Origin of the sequence: Streptomyces sp. CLV115 (genome assembly GCF_038448545.1) — a bacterium.
GTDB classification, from domain to species: Bacteria; Actinomycetota; Actinomycetes; order Streptomycetales; family Streptomycetaceae; genus Streptomyces; species Streptomyces sanglieri.
Window position 1 is genome coordinate 1 of record NZ_JBCEWQ010000016.1, and the last position, 17,388, is coordinate 17,388.

General features: G+C 70.4%; 13 protein-coding genes. 6 read left to right on the forward strand and 7 right to left on the reverse strand.

What is annotated here, in order from left to right; genetic code table 11:
• Both AADR41_RS08845 and metH read right to left on the reverse strand, forming a co-directional pair.
• Window positions 1–457 (reverse strand): HAD family hydrolase (locus AADR41_RS08845; protein ID WP_342280754.1); only part of this gene is annotated, 457 nt, incomplete at its 3' end.
• Between the two features lie 119 nt (window positions 458–576).
• Window positions 577–4,089, reverse strand: a complete 3,513-nt coding sequence (gene metH / locus AADR41_RS08850) for a methionine synthase (protein WP_342280755.1) — start codon at window positions 4,087–4,089, stop codon at window positions 577–579.
• A 239-nt stretch (window positions 4,090–4,328) separates the two neighbouring features.
• On the opposite strand from metH, the gene AADR41_RS08855 reads away from it, so the two are divergent.
• The 6 genes from AADR41_RS08855 (at window position 4,329) to AADR41_RS08880 (ending at window position 11,332) form a co-directional block, all read left to right on the forward strand.
• The gene (locus AADR41_RS08855; RefSeq protein WP_342280756.1) at window positions 4,329–5,093 is read left to right on the forward strand and encodes an IclR family transcriptional regulator; all 765 of its coding nucleotides are present in this window, start codon (window positions 4,329–4,331) and stop codon (window positions 5,091–5,093) included.
• 235 nt (window positions 5,094–5,328) lie between these two features.
• Window positions 5,329–6,120 carry an MIP/aquaporin family protein gene (locus tag AADR41_RS08860; RefSeq protein ID WP_342280757.1) on the forward strand — a complete coding sequence of 264 codons (792 nt, stop codon included), beginning with the start codon at window positions 5,329–5,331 and terminating at the stop codon, window positions 6,118–6,120.
• 56 nt (window positions 6,121–6,176) lie between these two features.
• Complete coding sequence (glpK, locus tag AADR41_RS08865) at window positions 6,177–7,712, forward strand: glycerol kinase GlpK (protein ID WP_342280758.1); 1,536 nt, start codon at window positions 6,177–6,179, stop codon at window positions 7,710–7,712.
• 5 nt (window positions 7,713–7,717) lie between these two features.
• Window positions 7,718–9,328, forward strand: a complete 1,611-nt coding sequence (locus AADR41_RS08870; protein ID WP_342280759.1) for a glycerol-3-phosphate dehydrogenase/oxidase — start codon at window positions 7,718–7,720, stop codon at window positions 9,326–9,328.
• 131 nt (window positions 9,329–9,459) lie between these two features.
• On the forward strand, window positions 9,460–10,518 hold the full coding sequence (locus AADR41_RS08875; RefSeq protein ID WP_342280760.1) for an LLM class flavin-dependent oxidoreductase: 1,059 nt from the start codon (window positions 9,460–9,462) through the stop codon (window positions 10,516–10,518).
• Window positions 10,519–10,660: 142 nt separating this feature from the next.
• A complete protein-coding gene (locus AADR41_RS08880) occupies window positions 10,661–11,332 on the forward strand; it encodes a FadR/GntR family transcriptional regulator (RefSeq protein WP_037700470.1) in 672 nt (223 codons plus the stop codon).
• 56 nt (window positions 11,333–11,388) lie between these two features.
• Here AADR41_RS08880 and AADR41_RS08885 read toward each other — a convergent pair whose 3' ends face one another.
• From AADR41_RS08885 to AADR41_RS08905, 5 genes are all read right to left on the reverse strand, one after another.
• The gene (locus tag AADR41_RS08885; RefSeq protein WP_342280761.1) at window positions 11,389–12,450 is read right to left on the reverse strand and encodes an ABC transporter permease; all 1,062 of its coding nucleotides are present in this window, start codon (window positions 12,448–12,450) and stop codon (window positions 11,389–11,391) included.
• Window positions 12,447–13,967, reverse strand: a complete 1,521-nt coding sequence (locus AADR41_RS08890; RefSeq protein WP_342280762.1) for a sugar ABC transporter ATP-binding protein — start codon at window positions 13,965–13,967, stop codon at window positions 12,447–12,449. The genes AADR41_RS08885 and AADR41_RS08890 overlap by 4 nt, the downstream gene beginning before the upstream one ends.
• A gap of 2 nt (window positions 13,968–13,969) precedes the next feature.
• Window positions 13,970–15,010, reverse strand: coding sequence for a sugar ABC transporter substrate-binding protein (locus AADR41_RS08895; protein ID WP_342280763.1), 1,041 nt, complete (start codon window positions 15,008–15,010; stop codon window positions 13,970–13,972).
• A gap of 126 nt (window positions 15,011–15,136) precedes the next feature.
• A complete protein-coding gene (locus AADR41_RS08900; RefSeq protein WP_342280764.1) occupies window positions 15,137–15,916 on the reverse strand; it encodes an SDR family NAD(P)-dependent oxidoreductase in 780 nt (259 codons plus the stop codon).
• Window positions 15,913–17,268: an L-fuconate dehydratase gene (locus AADR41_RS08905; RefSeq protein WP_342280765.1), complete on the reverse strand. Its 1,356-nt coding sequence runs from the start codon at window positions 17,266–17,268 to the stop codon at window positions 15,913–15,915. The genes AADR41_RS08900 and AADR41_RS08905 overlap by 4 nt, the downstream gene beginning before the upstream one ends.
• Window positions 17,269–17,388 lie beyond the last annotated feature (120 nt).

A 17,388-nucleotide genomic window follows, 5' to 3' on the forward strand; every position in this document is an offset into this window, starting at 1 on the left:
CGCCGGGGGCCCCCGCGACGGTGAGGGCGAAGTGGTGGCGCCCCACCGAGTCCAGCACCCGGTCGATGATCCGCCGGTGCGAGGCGGAGACCAGGGCCGTGGGGATCTCGTGCCTGACCAGCTCGGCCAGCAGCCGGGCCGCGCCCGGCATCAGCGGCACACCGCGGCCGATGCGCTTCTCGAAGCGGTCGTTGAGCAGCACGGTCAGCTCGTCGAGAGCGATGTCCGCGCCGGTGACATCGATGAGGTAGCCGGCGCTGCGGGTCATCGGCCCGCCGACCACCACGTCCCGCCAGGCTTCGTCGAGCTGGTGCCCGAGCTCGGCGAACACCTCCACCTCGGCGTCCCACCAGAACCCCTCGGTGTCGACGAGGGTGCCGTCCATGTCGAGGAGGACGGCCTGGAGCGCGGCGCCTTCGGCCGTGCGGGTCAATGACGCGGGGACCGTGCTGGTCATCCGGCACACCTTCCGTAGGGACGAGAAGGCCGGCCGCCATTTCCCGTGGGAAGGGCGACCGGCCTGCACTGGACCGACAAGTGTACGACTTGTCCTGCTACCGCGCGTTGAACATCGTCTTACCGCGCGTTGAAGTACTTCGCCTCCGGGTGATGGATGACGATCGCGTCGGTGGACTGCTCCGGATGCAGCTGGAACTCCTCCGAGAGATGCACCCCGATCCGCTCGGGCCGGAGCAGCTCGGCGATCTTCGCCCGGTCCTCCAGGTCGGGGCAGGCACCGTAGCCGAGGGAGAAGCGCGCCCCCCGGTACTTCAGCGCGAACATGTCCTCGACGTCCGAGGGGTCCTCGGATCCGAAGCCCAGCTCACCGCGGACCCGGGCGTGCCAGTACTCGGCGAGGGCCTCGGCCAGCTGTACGGACAGGCCGTGCAGCTCCAGGTAGTCGCGGTAGGAGTTGGCCTCGAAGAGCTTCGCGGTCTCGCCGCCGATCTTCGAGCCGACGGTGACGACCTGGAGGCCGATCACGTCCGTCTCGCCCGACTCCTCGGGACGGAAGAAGTCCGCGAGGCAGAGGCGGCGGCCGCGACGCTGGCGCGGGAAGGTGAAGCGGGTCCGCTCGGAGCCGTCCTCGTGGAGCAGGATCAGGTCCTCGCCCTTGGACACGCACGGGAAGTAGCCGTAGACCACGGCCGCTTCCAGGAGGTTCTCGGTGTGGAGCTTGTCGAGCCAGCCGCGCAGGTGCGGGCGGCCCTCGGTCTCCACCAGCTCCTCGTACGTCGGTCCGTCGCCGGCTCGGGCCTGCTTGAGTCCCCACTGGCCCTTGAAGAGGGCGCCCTCGTCGAGCCAGGAGGCGTACTCCTTGAGCTGGATGCCCTTGATGACCCGGGTGCCCCAGAAGGGGGGCTCGGGCACCGGGTTGTCGACCGCGACGTCGGAGCGGACGCCCTCCTGCGGCTCGTCGACCTCCAGTACCGCGGTGTCCCGCTTGGGCACCCGGCGCTGCTTCAGCTCGGGCAGCACCGCGCCCGGCACACCGCGCTTGACCGCGATCAGCGCGTCCATCAGCCGCAGCCCCTCGAAGGCGTCGCGGGCGTAGCGGACCTCGCCCTCGTAGATCTCGTGGAGATCCTGCTCGACGTAGGCCCGGGTGAGGGCCGCGCCGCCGAGGATGACGGGGAAGTCGGCGGCCAGCTTGCGCTGGTTCAGCTCCTCCAGGTTCTCCTTCATGATCACGGTGGACTTCACCAGGAGGCCGGACATGCCGATGACGTCGGCCCGGTGCTCCTCGGCGGCCTCCAGGATCGCGGAGACGGGCTGCTTGATGCCGAGGTTGACGACGTTGTAGCCGTTGTTGGACAGGATGATGTCGACGAGGTTCTTGCCGATGTCGTGGACGTCGCCGCGGACGGTGGCCAGGACGATGGTGCCCTTGCCCTCGGCGTCGGACTTCTCCATGTGCGGTTCGAGGTAGGCCACGGCGGTCTTCATGACCTCGGCGGACTGGAGGACGAAGGGCAGCTGCATCTGGCCGGAGCCGAAGAGCTCGCCGACGACCTTCATGCCCTCCAGGAGGGTGTTGTTCACGATGTCCAGCGCGGGCGTGTCGGTGAGGGCCTCGTCGAGGTCGGCTTCCAGGCCGTTCTTCTCGCCGTCGATGATGCGGCGCTGGAGCCGCTCGTCGAGCGGCAGGGCCAGCAGCTCCTCGGCCTTGCCCGCCTTCATCGACTTGGTGCTGACGCCCTCGAACAGCTCCATGAGCTTCTGGAGCGGGTCGTAGCCCTCGGCGCGCCGGTCGTGGATGAGATCGAGGGCGACCTTGACCTGCTCCTCCTCCAGGCGGGCGATCGGCAGGATCTTGGAGGCGTGCACGATGGCGGAGTCGAGTCCGGCCTTGACGCACTCGTCGAGGAAGACGGAGTTCAGCACGACGCGGGCGGCCGGGTTGAGGCCGAAGGAGATGTTGGACAGGCCCAGCGTGGTCTGCACATCGGGGTGGCGCTTCTTCAGCTCGCGGATCGCCCCGATGGTGGCGATGCCGTCGCCGCGGGACTCCTCCTGGCCGGTGCAGATGGTGAAGGTCAGGGTGTCGATGAGGATGTCGGACTCGTGGATGCCCCAGTTGCCGGTCAGGTCCTCGATGAGCCGCTCGGCGATGGCGACCTTGTGCTCGACGGTCCGGGCCTGGCCCTCCTCGTCGATGGTCAGCGCGATCAGCGCGGCGCCGTGCTCGGCGGCCAGCGCGGTCACCTTGGCGAACCGGGACTCGGGGCCGTCGCCGTCCTCGTAGTTGACCGAGTTCAGGACGGCGCGGCCGCCCAGCTTCTCCAGGCCGGCCCGCAGGACGGGCAGCTCCGTCGAGTCCAGCACGATCGGCAGGGTGGACGCGGTGGCGAACCGGCCGGCCAGCTCCTCCATGTCGGCGACACCGTCGCGGCCCACGTAGTCGACGCAGAGGTCGAGCATGTGGGCGCCCTCGCGGATCTGGTCGCGGGCCATCTCCACGCAGTCGTCCCAGCGGGCTTCGAGCATGGCCTCGCGGAACTTCTTCGACCCGTTGGCGTTCGTGCGCTCGCCGATCGCCAGGTACGAGGTGTCCTGGCGGAACGGGACGGTCTGGTAGAGGGAGGCGGCGCCCGGCTCGGGGTGCGGGGTGCGGGGGGTGACGGCCACGCCCCGGACCCGCTCGACGACCTGGCGCAGGTGCTCCGGGGTGGTGCCGCAGCAGCCGCCGACCAGCGAGAGGCCGTACTCCCGTACGAAGGTCTCCTGGGCCTCCGCGAGCTCGGCCGGGGACAGCGGGTAGTGCGCGCCGTCCTTGCCGAGGACGGGGAGGCCGGCGTTGGGCATGCAGGAGAGCGGGATGCGGGAGTGCCGGGCGAGGTAGCGCAGGTGCTCGCTCATCTCGGCGGGGCCGGTGGCGCAGTTCAGGCCGATGAGGTCGATGCCGAGGGGTTCCAGGGCGGTGAGTGCCGCGCCGATCTCGGAGCCGAGCAGCATGGTGCCGGTCGTCTCGACGGTCACGGAGCAGATCACCGGGAGGTTGGCCCCGGTGGCCTCCAGGGCTCGGCGGGCGCCGATGACGGAGGCCTTGGTCTGGAGCAGGTCCTGGGTGGTCTCGATCAGCAGGGCGTCGGCGCCGCCGGCGATCAGGCCCTCGGCGTTCTGCTGGTAGGCGTCGCGGAGCTTGGTGTACGGGGCGTGGCCCAGCGTCGGCAGCTTCGTGCCCGGTCCCATCGAGCCGAGCACCCAGCGCTGCTGCCCGGTGGAGGCGGTGAACTCGTCCGCGGCCTCGCGGGCGATGCGCGCGCCGGACTCGGAGAGCTCGAAGACCCGCTCGGGAATGTCGTACTCGCCCAGGGCCGCCAGGTTGGCGCCGAAGGTGTTCGTCTCGACGCAGTCCACGCCGACGGCGAAGTACTCCTGGTGCACCGAGCGCACGATGTCGGGGCGGGTGACGTTCAGGATCTCGTTGCAGCCTTCGAGGTTCTCGAAGTCCTCAAGGGTCGGATCCTGTGCCTGGAGCATGGTGCCCATGGCACCGTCGGCCACCACGACACGGGTGGCGAGCGCCTCGCGGAGGGCTTCGGCTCGGTTCCGGCTGTCGGCGGAAGGGGTCGGCGACGAGGCCATGGATGTACTCCCTGGGATGCGACGGCTGTCGGCTTTGCGTCTCCGGTGGGAGGCGCACCAGGCCAGCGTAGCCGGGCGGCGGCCGGGGCCGTCACTCCGTCCCACGGAACGGACTGCATGCTGTGCGGGGGATGTCCCGATCGCAGTGGTGTCGCGGTTTTTGGCGCGCAGTCGAGCACGGGTCGGCATCGACCGATAGTGTTCAGCATTGTCGAACCGAGGTGGAGGAGTACGGCGCGATGGCCAAGAACATCCAGTCGCTGGAGCGGGCGGCGGCGATGCTGCGTCTGCTGGCAGGTGGCGAACGTCGGCTGGGGCTCTCCGACATCGCCTCTTCACTGGGCCTGGCCAAGGGCACCGCGCACGGCATCCTGCGCACGCTCCAGCACGAGGGCTTCGTGGAGCAGGACGCCGCGTCCGGCCGCTATCAGCTGGGCGCCGAGCTGCTGCGCCTGGGCAACAGCTATCTGGACGTCCACGAGCTGCGGGCCCGCGCGCTCGTGTGGACCGACGACCTGGCCCGCTCCAGCGGTGAGAGCGCCCATCTGGGCGTGCTGCACCAGCAGGGCGTCCTGATCGTCCACCACGTCTTCCGCCCCGACGACAGCCGGCAGGTCCTGGAGGTCGGCGCCATGCAGCCACTGCACTCCACGGCCCTGGGCAAGGTGCTCTCGGCGTACGACCCGGTGGCGCACACCGAGGCGATGGAGGCCGAGCGGCAGCCCTTCACGCCACGCACCGTCACCGGTCCGGAGGAGTTCGAGGCGATGCTCGACCTGATCCGGGCGCGCGGCTGGGCGGCCGATGTGGAGGAGACCTGGGAGGGCGTGGCCGCGGTGGCCGCCCCGATCCACGACCGGCGGCGGATGCCGGTCGGCGCGGTGGCCGTGACCGGTGCGGTGGAGCGGGTCTGCGCGGACGGGGAACTGCGCCCCGAGCTGATCGCGGCGGTGCGTGACTGCGCCCGGGCGGTCTCCAGGGACCTGGGCGCCGGGCGCTTCTGACCGCTGCGGCGGCGCACCCCCCGGTAACGATCGAGTTATAGGCCACACAACCCTTGACGCCCGATTCACCTGGGGGAAGCATTGCCGTTCACCGGTCGGCATTGTCGAACACCAAACGGAAACTCGCGTTAGGGTGTGACAGCGTCAAGGGCCGGAAACGCCCTCCCACGAGGGCGCGGACCACCGGAGGGACCCGGGGTTCGGCTTCCCTGGACGAAGGACAAAGGAGTCGCGGGTGTCCAGCTCCGACATCTTCATCGGCGAGACCATAGGTACCGCCGTGCTCATCCTGCTCGGCGGCGGTGTCTGTGCCGCCGTCACTCTCAAGCGCTCCAAGGCGCAGAACGCCGGCTGGCTGGCCATCACCTTCGGGTGGGGTTTCGCGGTGCTGACCGGCGCGTATCTGGCCGGTGGCGTTTCCGGCGCGCACCTCAACCCGGCGGTCACGATCGGTCTCGCGATCGAGGGCGGCACCAAGTGGAGCGACGTTCCGCTCTACCTCGTGTCCCAGCTGTTCGGCGCGATGATCGGCGCGGTGCTGGTCTGGCTGACGTACTACGGGCAGTTCCGGGCGCACCTCACGGATCCGGAGATCGTGGGCGCCCAGACGGGTGAAGAAGGCATGGTCGACAAGGCCGCCGCACCGAAGGCCGGCCCGGTCCTGGGCATCTTCTCCACCGGCCCGGAGATCCGGCACGCCGTGCAGAACCTGGCCACGGAGATCATCGCCACCGTCGTGCTGGTCCTGGCGATCCTCACCCAGGGCCTCAACAACGAGGGCAACGGTCTGGGCACGCTCGGCGCGCTGGTCACCGCCCTGGTGGTCGTCGGTATCGGCCTCTCGCTCGGCGGCCCGACGGGCTACGCGATCAACCCGGTTCGCGACCTCGGTCCGCGTATCGTGCACGCGCTGCTGCCGTTGCCGAACAAGGGCGGTTCCGACTGGGGCTACGCGTGGATCCCGGTCGCCGGACCGCTCATCGGCGGCGCGATCGCGGGCGGGCTCTACAACGTCGCCTTCGCCTGAGCCGCGGCGCCCAGAGCCGTAACCCTCACGACCACACAGACTTCCGGGAGCACACCGTGACCGACGCACACACCACCGGCCCGTTCATCGCGGCCATCGACCAGGGCACCACCTCCAGCCGCTGCATCGTCTTCGACAAGGACGGCCGGATCGTCTCCGTCGACCAGAAGGAGCACGAGCAGATCTTCCCGAAGCCGGGCTGGGTGGAGCACAACGCGACCGAGATCTGGGAGAACGTCCAGGAGGTCGTGGCCGGAGCCGTCGTCAAGGCGGGCATCACCGCCGCCGACGTGAAGGCGATCGGCATCACCAACCAGCGCGAGACCACGCTGCTCTGGGACAAGAACACCGGTGAGCCGGTCCACAACGCCCTCGTCTGGCAGGACACCCGGACGGACACGCTCTGCAAGGAGCTCGGCCGCAACGTCGGGCAGGACCGTTTCCGCCGCGAGACCGGGCTGCCGCTCGCCTCGTACTTCGCCGGCCCCAAGGTCCGCTGGCTGCTCGACAACGTCGAGGGGCTGCGCGAGCGCGCCGAGCGCGGCGACATCCTCTTCGGCACCATGGACTCCTGGGTCATCTGGAACCTGACCGGCGGCACCGACGGCGGCGTCCACGTCACCGACGTCACCAACGCCTCGCGCACCCTCCTGATGAACCTGCACGAGATGCAGTGGGACGAGCGGATCCTCCAGTCGATGGAGATCCCGGCCGCGGTGCTCCCCGAGATCCGTTCCTCCGCCGAGGTGTACGGCACCGCCAGGGGCGGCGTGCTCGACGGCGTTCCCGTGGCGTCCGCGCTCGGCGACCAGCAGGCGGCGCTCTTCGGCCAGACCTGCTTCTCCGAGGGCGAGGCCAAGTCCACGTACGGCACCGGCACCTTCATGCTGATGAACACCGGTGAGAAGCCCGTCAACTCGTACAACGGGCTGCTGACGACCGTCGGGTACCGGATCGGCGACCAGAAGCCGGTCTACGCCCTGGAGGGCTCCATCGCCGTCACCGGTTCGCTGGTGCAGTGGATGCGCGACCAGATGGGCCTGATCAAGTCCGCGGCCGAGATCGAGACCCTGGCCTCCTCGGTCGAGGACAACGGCGGCGCGTACTTCGTGCCCGCGTTCTCCGGTCTCTTCGCCCCCTACTGGCGCTCCGACGCCCGCGGTGTCATCGCCGGTCTGACCAGGTACGTCACCAAGGCGCACATCGCCCGTGCCGTCCTGGAGGCCACCGCCTGGCAGACCCGCGAGATCACCGACGCCATGACCAAGGACTCGGGCGTCGAGCTGACCGCCCTCAAGGTCGACGGCGGCATGACCTCCAACAACCTGCTGATGCAGACGCTCGCCGACTTCCTGGACGCACCCGTGGTGCGGCCGATGGTCGCCGAGACGACCTGCCTCGGCGCCGCCTACGCCGCCGGTCTCGCCGTCGGCTTCTGGCCGGACACCGACGCGCTGCGCGCCAACTGGCGCCGGGCCGCCGAGTGGACCCCCCGCATGGACGCGGACACCCGCGACCGCGAGTACAAGAGCTGGCTCAAGGCCGTAGAGCGCGCCATGGGCTGGCTCGACGAAGACACTGCCGAGGAGTAATCGACATGACCACCCTGCAGAGCGTCCCGGCCCTCGGGACGCACCCGGCCTCCGGCTCCCTCCCGAGCCGCGCCGAGACTCGGGAGCAGCTGTCCAAGGCTGCGTACGACCTCCTGGTGATCGGTGGCGGCATCCTGGGCATCTCCACCGCCTGGCACGCCGCGCAGTCCGGGCTGCGGGTGGCCCTGGTGGACGCCGGCGACTTCGCCGGCGCCACCTCCTCCGCCTCCTCCAAGCTGCTCCACGGCGGTCTGCGCTACCTGCAGACCGGCGCGGTGAAGCTGGTCGCGGAGAACCACTTCGAACGCCGTGCGGTCTCCCGCCAGGTGGCCCCCCACCTGGCCAACCCGCTCACCTTCTACCTGCCGGTCTACAAGGGCGGCCCGCACGGCGCGGCCAAGCTCGGCGCGGGGGTGTTCGCCTACTCGGCGCTCTCCGCGTTCGGTGACGGCGTCGGGCATGTCATCAGCCCGGCGAAGGCGCAGCGCGACGTGCCCGAGCTGCGCACGGACAACCTGAAGGCCGTCGCGGTCTACGGCGACGACCAGATGAACGACGCCCGGATGGCGCTGATGACGGTGCGCGCGGCCGTCGACGCGGGTGCGGTCGTCCTCAACCACGCGGCGGTGACCGGGCTTCGGTTCACCAGGGGCCGGGTGACCGGCGCCGACCTCGAAGACCGGCTGGACGGCACGGAGTTCGGCGTCAACGCCCGTCTCGTGCTGAACGCCACCGGGCCGTGGGTCGACCACCTGCGCAGGATGGAGAACCCGGACGCGGCGCCTTCCATACGCCTGTCCAAGGGCGCGCACCTCGTCCTGAAGCGCACCCGCCCGTGGAAGGCCGCGCTGGCCACCCCGATCGACAAGTACCGCATCACGTTCGCCCTGCCGTGGGAGGACATGCTGCTGCTCGGCACGACGGACGAGGCGTACGAGGGCGATCCCGCGGACGTCGCGGTCACCGAGAAGGACACCGCGCAGATCCTCGACGAGGCGGCGTTCTCCATCCGGGACCAGCAGCTCTCGCGCGATCTGATCACGTACTCCTTCGCCGGTCTGCGGGTGCTGCCGGGCGGCCCCGGCGACACCTCCAAGGCCAAGCGCGAAACGGTCGTGACGGAGGGCCGGGGCGGGATGCTCTCGGTCGCGGGCGGCAAGTGGACGACGTTCCGCCACATCGGCCGTACGGTGATGAACAAGCTGGCCGCGCTCCCCGGGCACCCGCTCGCACAGGACATGGAGCCGATCTCGCACCTGCCGAAGAAGCTCCCGCTGCCCGGCATCGCCAACCCGAACGCGGTGGCGCACCGGCTGCTGATCGACGGCGCCGCGCCGGGCCCCCGGATGTCGGCCGACACCGCCCGGCACCTCGCCACGCACTACGGTTCGCTCTCCTTCGACATCGCCCGGATGGCGAACGAGAACCCGGCGCTGGCCGAGCGCATCCACCCGGACGCGCCGGAGATCTGGGCGCAGGTCGCCTACGCCCGTGACCACGAGTGGGCCGAGACCGCCGACGACGTGCTGCGCCGCCGCACGACGCTGACGATCCGGGGCCTGGCGACGGACGAGATCCGGGCCGGCGTCGAGTCCGTGCTCGGCGACCGGGACTGACCGGGCCGGGCGTACGGGAAGGGGCGGCTCCCGCGGGGGCCGCCCCTTCCGGCGTGTCCGGAACGGCCCGGTCGGCCGACGTGCCACACGGCCGCCATACGGGTGCAATACGGCGCGGGGACAGTTGAGCCATGAAGTTCTCCGTGCTCTCCCTCATCGGCCACGCCCCGCACCCGCTGAACCACCGGCTCCCCTCCCCCGCCGAACGGTTCGAGGAAGTGATCGGGACCGGAGTCGTCGCGGAACGGCTGGGATTCGACGCGTACGCGATCGGCGAACGGCACGCCGGCCCCTTCCTCTCGTCCAGCCCGGGCGTGGTGCTCGGCGCGCTGGCGGCCCGTACCTCCACGATCCGGCTGCTGACCGGGGTGACGGTCCTCGCGATCCTCGACCCGGTGCGGGTGGCCGAGGAGTTCGCGACGCTCGACCAGATCTCCGGCGGCCGGGTCGAACTGGTCGTCGGAAAGGGCGCGGAGGCCGGTCACTTCGACCTCTTCGGGCTCGACGAGGAGCGGCAGTGGGACCTCCAGCGGGAGAAGTACGAACTACTGCGGCGGCTCTGGAGCGAGGAGGGCGTCGACTGGGCCGGCGAATTCCGGCCGGCGCTGAAGAACACGACGACCCTGCCGCGCCCGTACGCGGGGCCGCCGCGCGTCTGGCACGGCTCGGCGACCGGCCTCGAATCCCCCGAACTGGCGGCGCGCCACGGCGATCCGCTGTTCACCGCCAACGCGATCCAGCCCCGTGCGGCGTACGCCCGGCTGATCGGCCACTACCGGGAGCGCTTCGAGGCGTACGGCCACGATCCGGCCCGCGCGCAGGTGGCCGCGGGCTCGGGCGGGCTGCTGATCGCCGACAGCTCGCAGCAGGCGGTGGAGCGGTACAAGGAGGTGTACGAGGCGAGGGTGGCGCAGTCCTTCCGGCCGCATCTGGAGGGGAAGGCGGGGTACAACACACCGTTTCGGACCATCGAGGAGGCCGTCGCGGACGGGCCCCAGCTGATCGGCAGCCCGCAGCAGATCATCGACAAGATCCTAGGCTGGCACGAGGTGTACGGGCACGACCTCCAGTCCGTCACCGTGGACGGCTTCGGGCTGGGCGCGGACGAGCAGGCCGAGACGCTCCAGCGGTTCGCGGAGGAGATCGCTCCGGTGGTGCGGCGCGAGGCGCCGTCCGCGCTCTGGGACTGAGCCCGGCGGGGCGTCCCGCCGCCCGCACCCGGGACGACCTGCGGCAGACCTGGTTCATCCGCTCTTCCGACCCGCATAATGAAGAGATACATCGGATGTCTGAACCCAGTTCTGATTCCAGTCCGGATCCAGGAGGACCGTCATGGCTGTCACCGACGAGGCGATCGAGAAGATCAAGGGAATGATCGTCTCGGGTGCGCTGCGCCCCGGCGACCGGCTCCCCAAGGAGAGCGAACTCGCGGCGGAGCTCGGCCTGTCCCGCAACTCGCTCCGGGAGGCGGTCCGGGCCCTCTCGCTGATCCGCATCCTCGATGTGCGCCAGGGCGACGGCACCTATGTGACCAGCCTCGATCCGCAGCTGCTCCTGGAGGCACTGAGCTTCGTGGTGGACTTCCACCGGGACGACACGGTGCTGGAGTTCCTCGCGGTCCGCAGGATCCTGGAGCCGGCCGCGACGGCGATGGCCGCCACCCGGATCAGCGAGGCCCAACTGGACGTGCTCAGCTCGCAGTTGGACGCGCTGGGGGCACAGCCCTCGGTGGAGGAGCTGGTCGCCTGCGATCTGGAGTTCCACCGCGGCATCGTGCAGTCGTCCGGGAATTCGGTGCTCTGCTCGCTGCTCGACGGGCTGTCGGGGCCGACGACCCGGGCGCGGGTCTGGCGCGGTCTGACCCAGGAGGACGCGGTCAGCCGCACGCTCCACGAGCACCGGGCGATCGTGTCGGCGCTGCGGGACCGGGACGCGGAGGCCGCGCGGGCGTGGGCGACGGTGCATGTGGCGAGCGTGGAGCAGTGGTTGCGCTCGACGCTGTAGCGCAAAACGGGGCGGTTGGGGGCATCTCCCCCACCCGCCCCGTTCGCCGGCGGTCCTCAGTCCTGCTTCTCGCCGCTCGCGAAGCGGGAGATGACCAGGGCGACGATGATGATCGCGCCGTTGAGGAACTGGTTCCACAGCGCCGGGACACCGCCGAGGGTCATCACATTGACCACCAGCTGGAGCGTCAGCACACCGGTCAGCGCGCCGAACAGCGTGCCCCGACCGCCCTTGAGGCTGATGCCGCCGATGACCGCGGCGGCGAACACCTGGAAGATCCAGCCGTTTCCCTGGGTCGCCGCGACCGATCCGTAGTGGCCGGTGTAGAGGATGCCCGCGAAGGCCGCCAGCAGTCCGCCGACGGCGAGCACGATCCAGGTGACCCGGTCCACCCTGATGCCCGCGGCGCGCGCCGCCTCCGGGTTGCCGCCGATGGCGTACAGCGAGCGCCCGTGGCGCAGCCAGGCCAGCGCGGCACCGCCGACGGCGAACAGCGCGAGGCAGATCCAGACGGCGGCCGGTGCGCCGAGCCACTCGCTCTTGCCGAGGTAGCGGAAGGACTCCGGGACGTCGGTGATGGACTTGCCCTCGGTGATCCCGATGTGCAGCCCGCGCAGCATGGTGAGCATGCCGAGCGTGGCGATGAAGCCGTTGACCCTGAGCTTCAGCATCAGGAAGCCGTTGACCGCGCCGACGACGAGGCCCACCAGCAGGCAGAGCGGGATCGCCGACCAGGTGGGCAGCAGCCCCAGGCCCGCGAAGCGGCCGCCCTCGGCGGGCAGCACCAGCCACATCGCGACGACCGGAGCGATGCCGATCGTCGACTCCAGCGACAGGTCCATCCGGCCGCAGATCAGGATCAGCGCCTGGCCCAGCACCAGCAGGCTCAGCTCGGAGGACTGCTGGACCACGCTGATCAGGTTCTCGGAGGTCAGGAACACCGGCGAGACGATGAACCCGATCACCATCAGCACCAGGATCACCGGCACCAGGGAGAAGTCGCTCCACCTGATCAGCCTGAGCCGGTCCAGGGGCCGTTCGGGCCGTTCGCCGGTCGGGGAGCCCTTGGGCCCGCTGTCGATGCCGTCGGCCGCCAGGGGCCGTACCGTGCCGGTCATTCCCTTTCCCCCACACCTTCCATGGCGGCGACGAGCTCCCCGTCGTTCCACCCGCTTGCGAACGACGCGACCACGCGTCCGTGGAACAGGGCGAGCACCCGGTCGCAGACCCGCAGATCGTCCAGCTCGTCCGAGATGATGACTGCGGCATTCCCCTCGTCGGCGACCCGTCGTACGACTCCGAGCAGCGAGTCCTTGGACTTGATGTCCACGCCCGCGGTGGGCCGCACCGCCACCAGCACGCTGGGGTCACGGGCCAGCGCCCTGGCCACCACCACCTTCTGCTGGTTGCCGCCGGAGAGTCCGGAGACGGGCTGTTCGGGCCCCTGGGTCTTGATGTCCAGCGAGTCGATCATCGAGCGCGCGAACTCCCTGGTACGGGAGGGCAGTACGGTCCCCCAGGGGCCGAGCTGGTCGGTGACCGTGAGCGTGGCGTTCTCGGCGACGCTGCGTTCCAGGACCAGGCCCTGGTCGTGCCGGTCCTCGGGGATGTAGCCGATCCCGGCGTCCAGCGCGTGCGGCACACTGCCCGGACGCACGGCCCTGCCGTGCACCCGGACCGTGCCGCCGCCCGCCTTCCGCATCCCGGCCAGGGTCTCGCCCAGCGCCGTGTTGCCGCTGGCCGCGGAGCCGGCCAGGCCGAGCACCTCGCCGGGCCGGACCTCCAGGTCCAGCGGTTCGAACCGGCCCGGGACGGTGAGTCCCTCGGTGCGCAGCACGGGGGCGACCGACTCGTCCCTCGCCGCCGCGCCGGCACCGTCAGCGTGCCAGGCGGTGGCTCCGGCGGACTGCTCGCCGGTCATCGCCGCCACCAGCTCCGCCTTGGCGATGTCGGCGACGGGGGCGGTCAGCACATGGCGGGCGTCGCGGTAGACGGTGACCGCCGTGCAGAGCTCGTACACCTCCTGGAGATGGTGGGAGATGAAGAGGAACGCCACTCCCTGGCTCTGCAGTTCCCGCAGTTTGCCGAAGAGCCGGCCGATGCCCCGGGCGTCGAGCTGGGCGGTCGGCTCGTCCAGGACGATCAGCCGGGCGCCGAAGGACAGCGCCCTGGCGATCTCGACGAACTGCCGCTGCTCGACGGCGAGATCGCGCGCCCGGGTGCCGGGGTCGACCTGGACGCCGTATTCGGCCAGCAGCCGCTCGGCGCGTCTGCGCAGCTTGCCCCAGCTGATCCAGCGGGCGTTCTCGTCGAATCGGTTGAGGAAGAGGTTCTCCGCGACGGTCAGGTCCGGGACGACCATGGACTTCTGGTAGACGCAGGCGATCTTCGACTGCCAGGCCGTGGTGTCCCCGAAGGCGGGCGCGGGTTCCCCGCCGAACGCGACGGTGCCCGCGTCCGCCCTGTGGAGTCCGGTCAGCACGCCGACCAGCGTGGACTTTCCGGCGCCGTTGCGGCCGACCAGGGCGTGCGACTCGCCGGGCTGCACGGTGAGCCGGACCCCGTCGAGCGCCACGGTGGGCCCGAAGCGTTTGACAACGCCTTCCGCCTGTACGGCAGGTGGTGCCTGGTCCATGGCTAGCTCTTCTTCTCCAGCTGGTTGGCCCACAGCTTCGGGTCGTCGACGTTGTCCTTGGTCACCAGCGGCGCCGGGAGCTGGTCCTCGAAGCCGTTCGGGATCTTGATGATGGTGGAGTCGTGGTCGGTGGGGCCTTCCTTGAAGGTCTTGCCGTCCAGGGCCGCCTTGGCGTAGTACAGCGCGTACTTCGCGTACAGGTCGGCGGGCTGGGAGATCGTCGCGTCGATCTTCCCGGCCTTGATCGCGTCGAACTCCTCGGGAATGCCGTCGTTGGAGATGATCGTGATGTGCCCCGGCGTACCGGCCGGCTTCAGCAGCTTCTTCTGCTCCAGGAGGGCGAGGGTGGGCTGCAGGAAGACACCGCCCGCCTGCATGTAGATGCCGTTGATGTCGGGGTTGGCGGCCAGGGTGGCCTGGAGCTTGGCGGAGGCGACGTCGCCCTTCCAGTCGGTGGCCAGCTCGAAGACCTTGATGCCGGGGAAGTCCTTGTCCATGCAGGCCTTGAACGCCTCCGACCGGTCACGGCCGTTGATCGAGGAGAGGTCGCCCTGGAACTCGACGACCTTGCCCTTGCCCCCCAGCTGCTCGCCGAGGTATTTGCAGGCGTTGGTCCCGTACGCCTTGTTGTCGGCACGCACCACCATGTAGATGTCGCCCTTGTCGGGGCGGGTGTCGACGCTGACGACCGGGATCTTCTTCTCGTTCAGCGTGTTGAGCGATTCGGCGATCGCACCGGTGTCCTGCGGCGCCATCACCACGGCCTTGGCGCCCTGGTCGGTGAAGGTCTGCACGTTGGCGACCAGCTTGCCGATGTCGTTCTGCGAGTTGGTCAGCGGCAGCGCCTCGACCTCGCCCGCCCCGACGCCCTTCTCCACGTAGTTCTGGTACGAGTTCCAGAAGTCGCTGTCGCTGCGCGGCAGGTCGATCCCGACCTTCCCGCCGCCCGCGCCGTCGGCGGTGGACTCGCGGTTGCAGCCCGCGAGGGCCGTGACTGCCAGCAGTACGGCGCAGGCCGCCGCACTCGTCGTACGCACTCTCATGGGTGTCCCGTCCTTTGTGAGTACCGGCTCGGAGCTCTGTCGGCAAAGCGGAGGTGCATGGTGCGCGGGGCGGTCGGCCCGGTGCAGCGGCTCGGCCGCCCGTACGGAAGGACCCGGCGCCCCCGGTCAGTTCTCGGCGGGGCGCAGCCGCAGCCCCTGCATGCCGCCGTCGACGGCCAGCGCCGTGCCGGTGACCGAGGCGGCGGCGGGGCTCGCCAGGTAGACGATCGCGGCGGCCACCTCGTCGGCCGACACCAGCCGTCCCAGCGGCTGGCGGGCGTTGAGTGCGGCCCGCTCGGCGGCCGGGTCGTCGGCCCGGCCGAGGAGCCGGCCGATCCACGGGGTGTCCGCGGTGCCGGGGTTGACGCAGTTGACCCGGATGCCCTCGCGGACGTGGTCGGCGGCCATCGCCAGGGTCAGCGAGAGCACCGCGCCCTTGCTCGCGCTGTACAGGGCGCGCTGCGGCAGCCCGGCGGTCGCCGCGATGGAGCAGGTCTGGGTGATCGACACGGCTCCGGGGCGGTCGGCCGCCGCGCGCCGCAGATGGGGCAGGGCATGCCGGGCGGTGCGGACCATACCGAGGACGTTGATGTCCAGGACCCGGGTCCACTCGTCGTCGGCGTTGTCCTCGACGGTGCCGATGGATCCGATGCCGGCGTTGGAGACGACGGTGTGCAGTGCGCCCAGTTCGGCGGCGGCCCGGTCGACCGCCGCGCGCACCGCGTCGTCGTCGGTGACGTCGGCCTCGACGGCGAGGACGCCCTCGGGGGCGCCCGCGGTCTCCCGGTCCAGTACGGCGACCCGGGCGCCGCGCGCCAGCAGCATGGTCGCGGCGGCGGCCCCGATGCCGGAGGCACCGCCCGTGACCAGGGCTCCCATTCCTTCGAAGTCGCTCGTCGCGGTCATCGGCCGGCCTCCTCGGTGGTGCGGCGGGACTGCCATACGGCGCCCTCCGGGTAGCGGTGTGCGTCGATCGACTCGGGGAGCATCCGGGCGGAGAAGCCCGGGGCGCTCGGCGCGGTGTAGCGGCCCGACTCGATCACGGTGGGATCGGCGAAGTGCTCGTGGAGATGGTCGACGTACTCGATCACGCGGTTGTCCCGGCTGCCGGAGACCGCCACGTAGTCGAACATCGAGAGGTGCTGCACCAGCTCGCAGAGTCCTACCCCGCCCGCGTGCGGGCAGACCGGTACGCCGTACTTGGCGGCGAGCAGCAGGATCGCCAGGTTCTCGTTGACGCCCGCGACGCGGGCCGCGTCGATCTGGACGAAGTCGACGGCGCCGGCCTGGAGCAGCTGTTTGAAGACGACCCGGTTGGCGACGTGTTCGCCGGTGGCGACCTTGACCGGCTGGCCGGCCCGGACGGCGGCGTGGCCGAGGATGTCGTCGGGGCTGGTCGGCTCCTCGATCCAGTGCGGGTCGTACGGCGCGAGCGCGGTCATCCACTCGACCGCGTCCGGGACGTCCCAGCGCTGGTTGGCGTCGACGGCGATCCGGATGTCCGGCCCGACGGCCTCGCGGGCCAGGGCGAGCCTGCGGACGTCGTCGCTCAGGCTGCCGCCGACCTTGAGCTTGATCTGGGTGAAGCCGTCGGCGACGGCCTCCTTCGCGAGCCCGACCAGCTTGTCGTCGCTGTAGCCCAGCCAGCCGGGCGAGGTGGTGTACGCGGGGTATCCCTCGGCGCGCAGCCGTTCGGCGCGCTCGGCCCGGCCCGGTTCGGCGGCCCGCAGGATCTCCAGGGCCTCCTCGGGGGTGAGGGCGTCGGTGAGGTAGCGGAAGTCGACGAGGGAGACGAGCTCCTCGGGCGTCATCCCGGCGAGGAACTCCCAGACCGGTCTGCCCGCGAGCTTGGCGGCCAGGTCCCAGGCGGCGTTGACGACCGCTCCGGCCGCCATGTGCATCACGCCCTTCTCCGGGCCGAGCCAGCGCAGTTGCGAGTCGTGGGTGAGCTCGCGGTGCAGTGCGGCGAGATCGGCCGCGGTGCGGGGCACCGGGCGCCCCACCAGATAGGGGCGCAGCGTGTCGATGGCGGCGGCCATCACCTCGTTGCCGCGCCCGATGGTGAAACAGAAGCCATGTCCCTCGATGCCGGCACTGCCGCCGTCCGGTCCGTCCGTGCGGTCCTGGACATCGGTGCGCAGTACGACGTAGGCAGCCGAGTAGTCGGGATCGGGGTTCATGGCGTCCGAGCCGTCCAGTTGTTCCGAGGTCGGAAAACGGATGTCGTGGACCTCGAAATCCGTGACGGTCTGACTCATGTGCGCCCCCAGGGGAATAACATCGGACCTCTGTTCTGGTCATCCGATGTATAGCGCCATGAAGACCCCAACGTCCAGCGCCTGAACGAAATCTACCCACCACAGCTCGGATGTATCCAG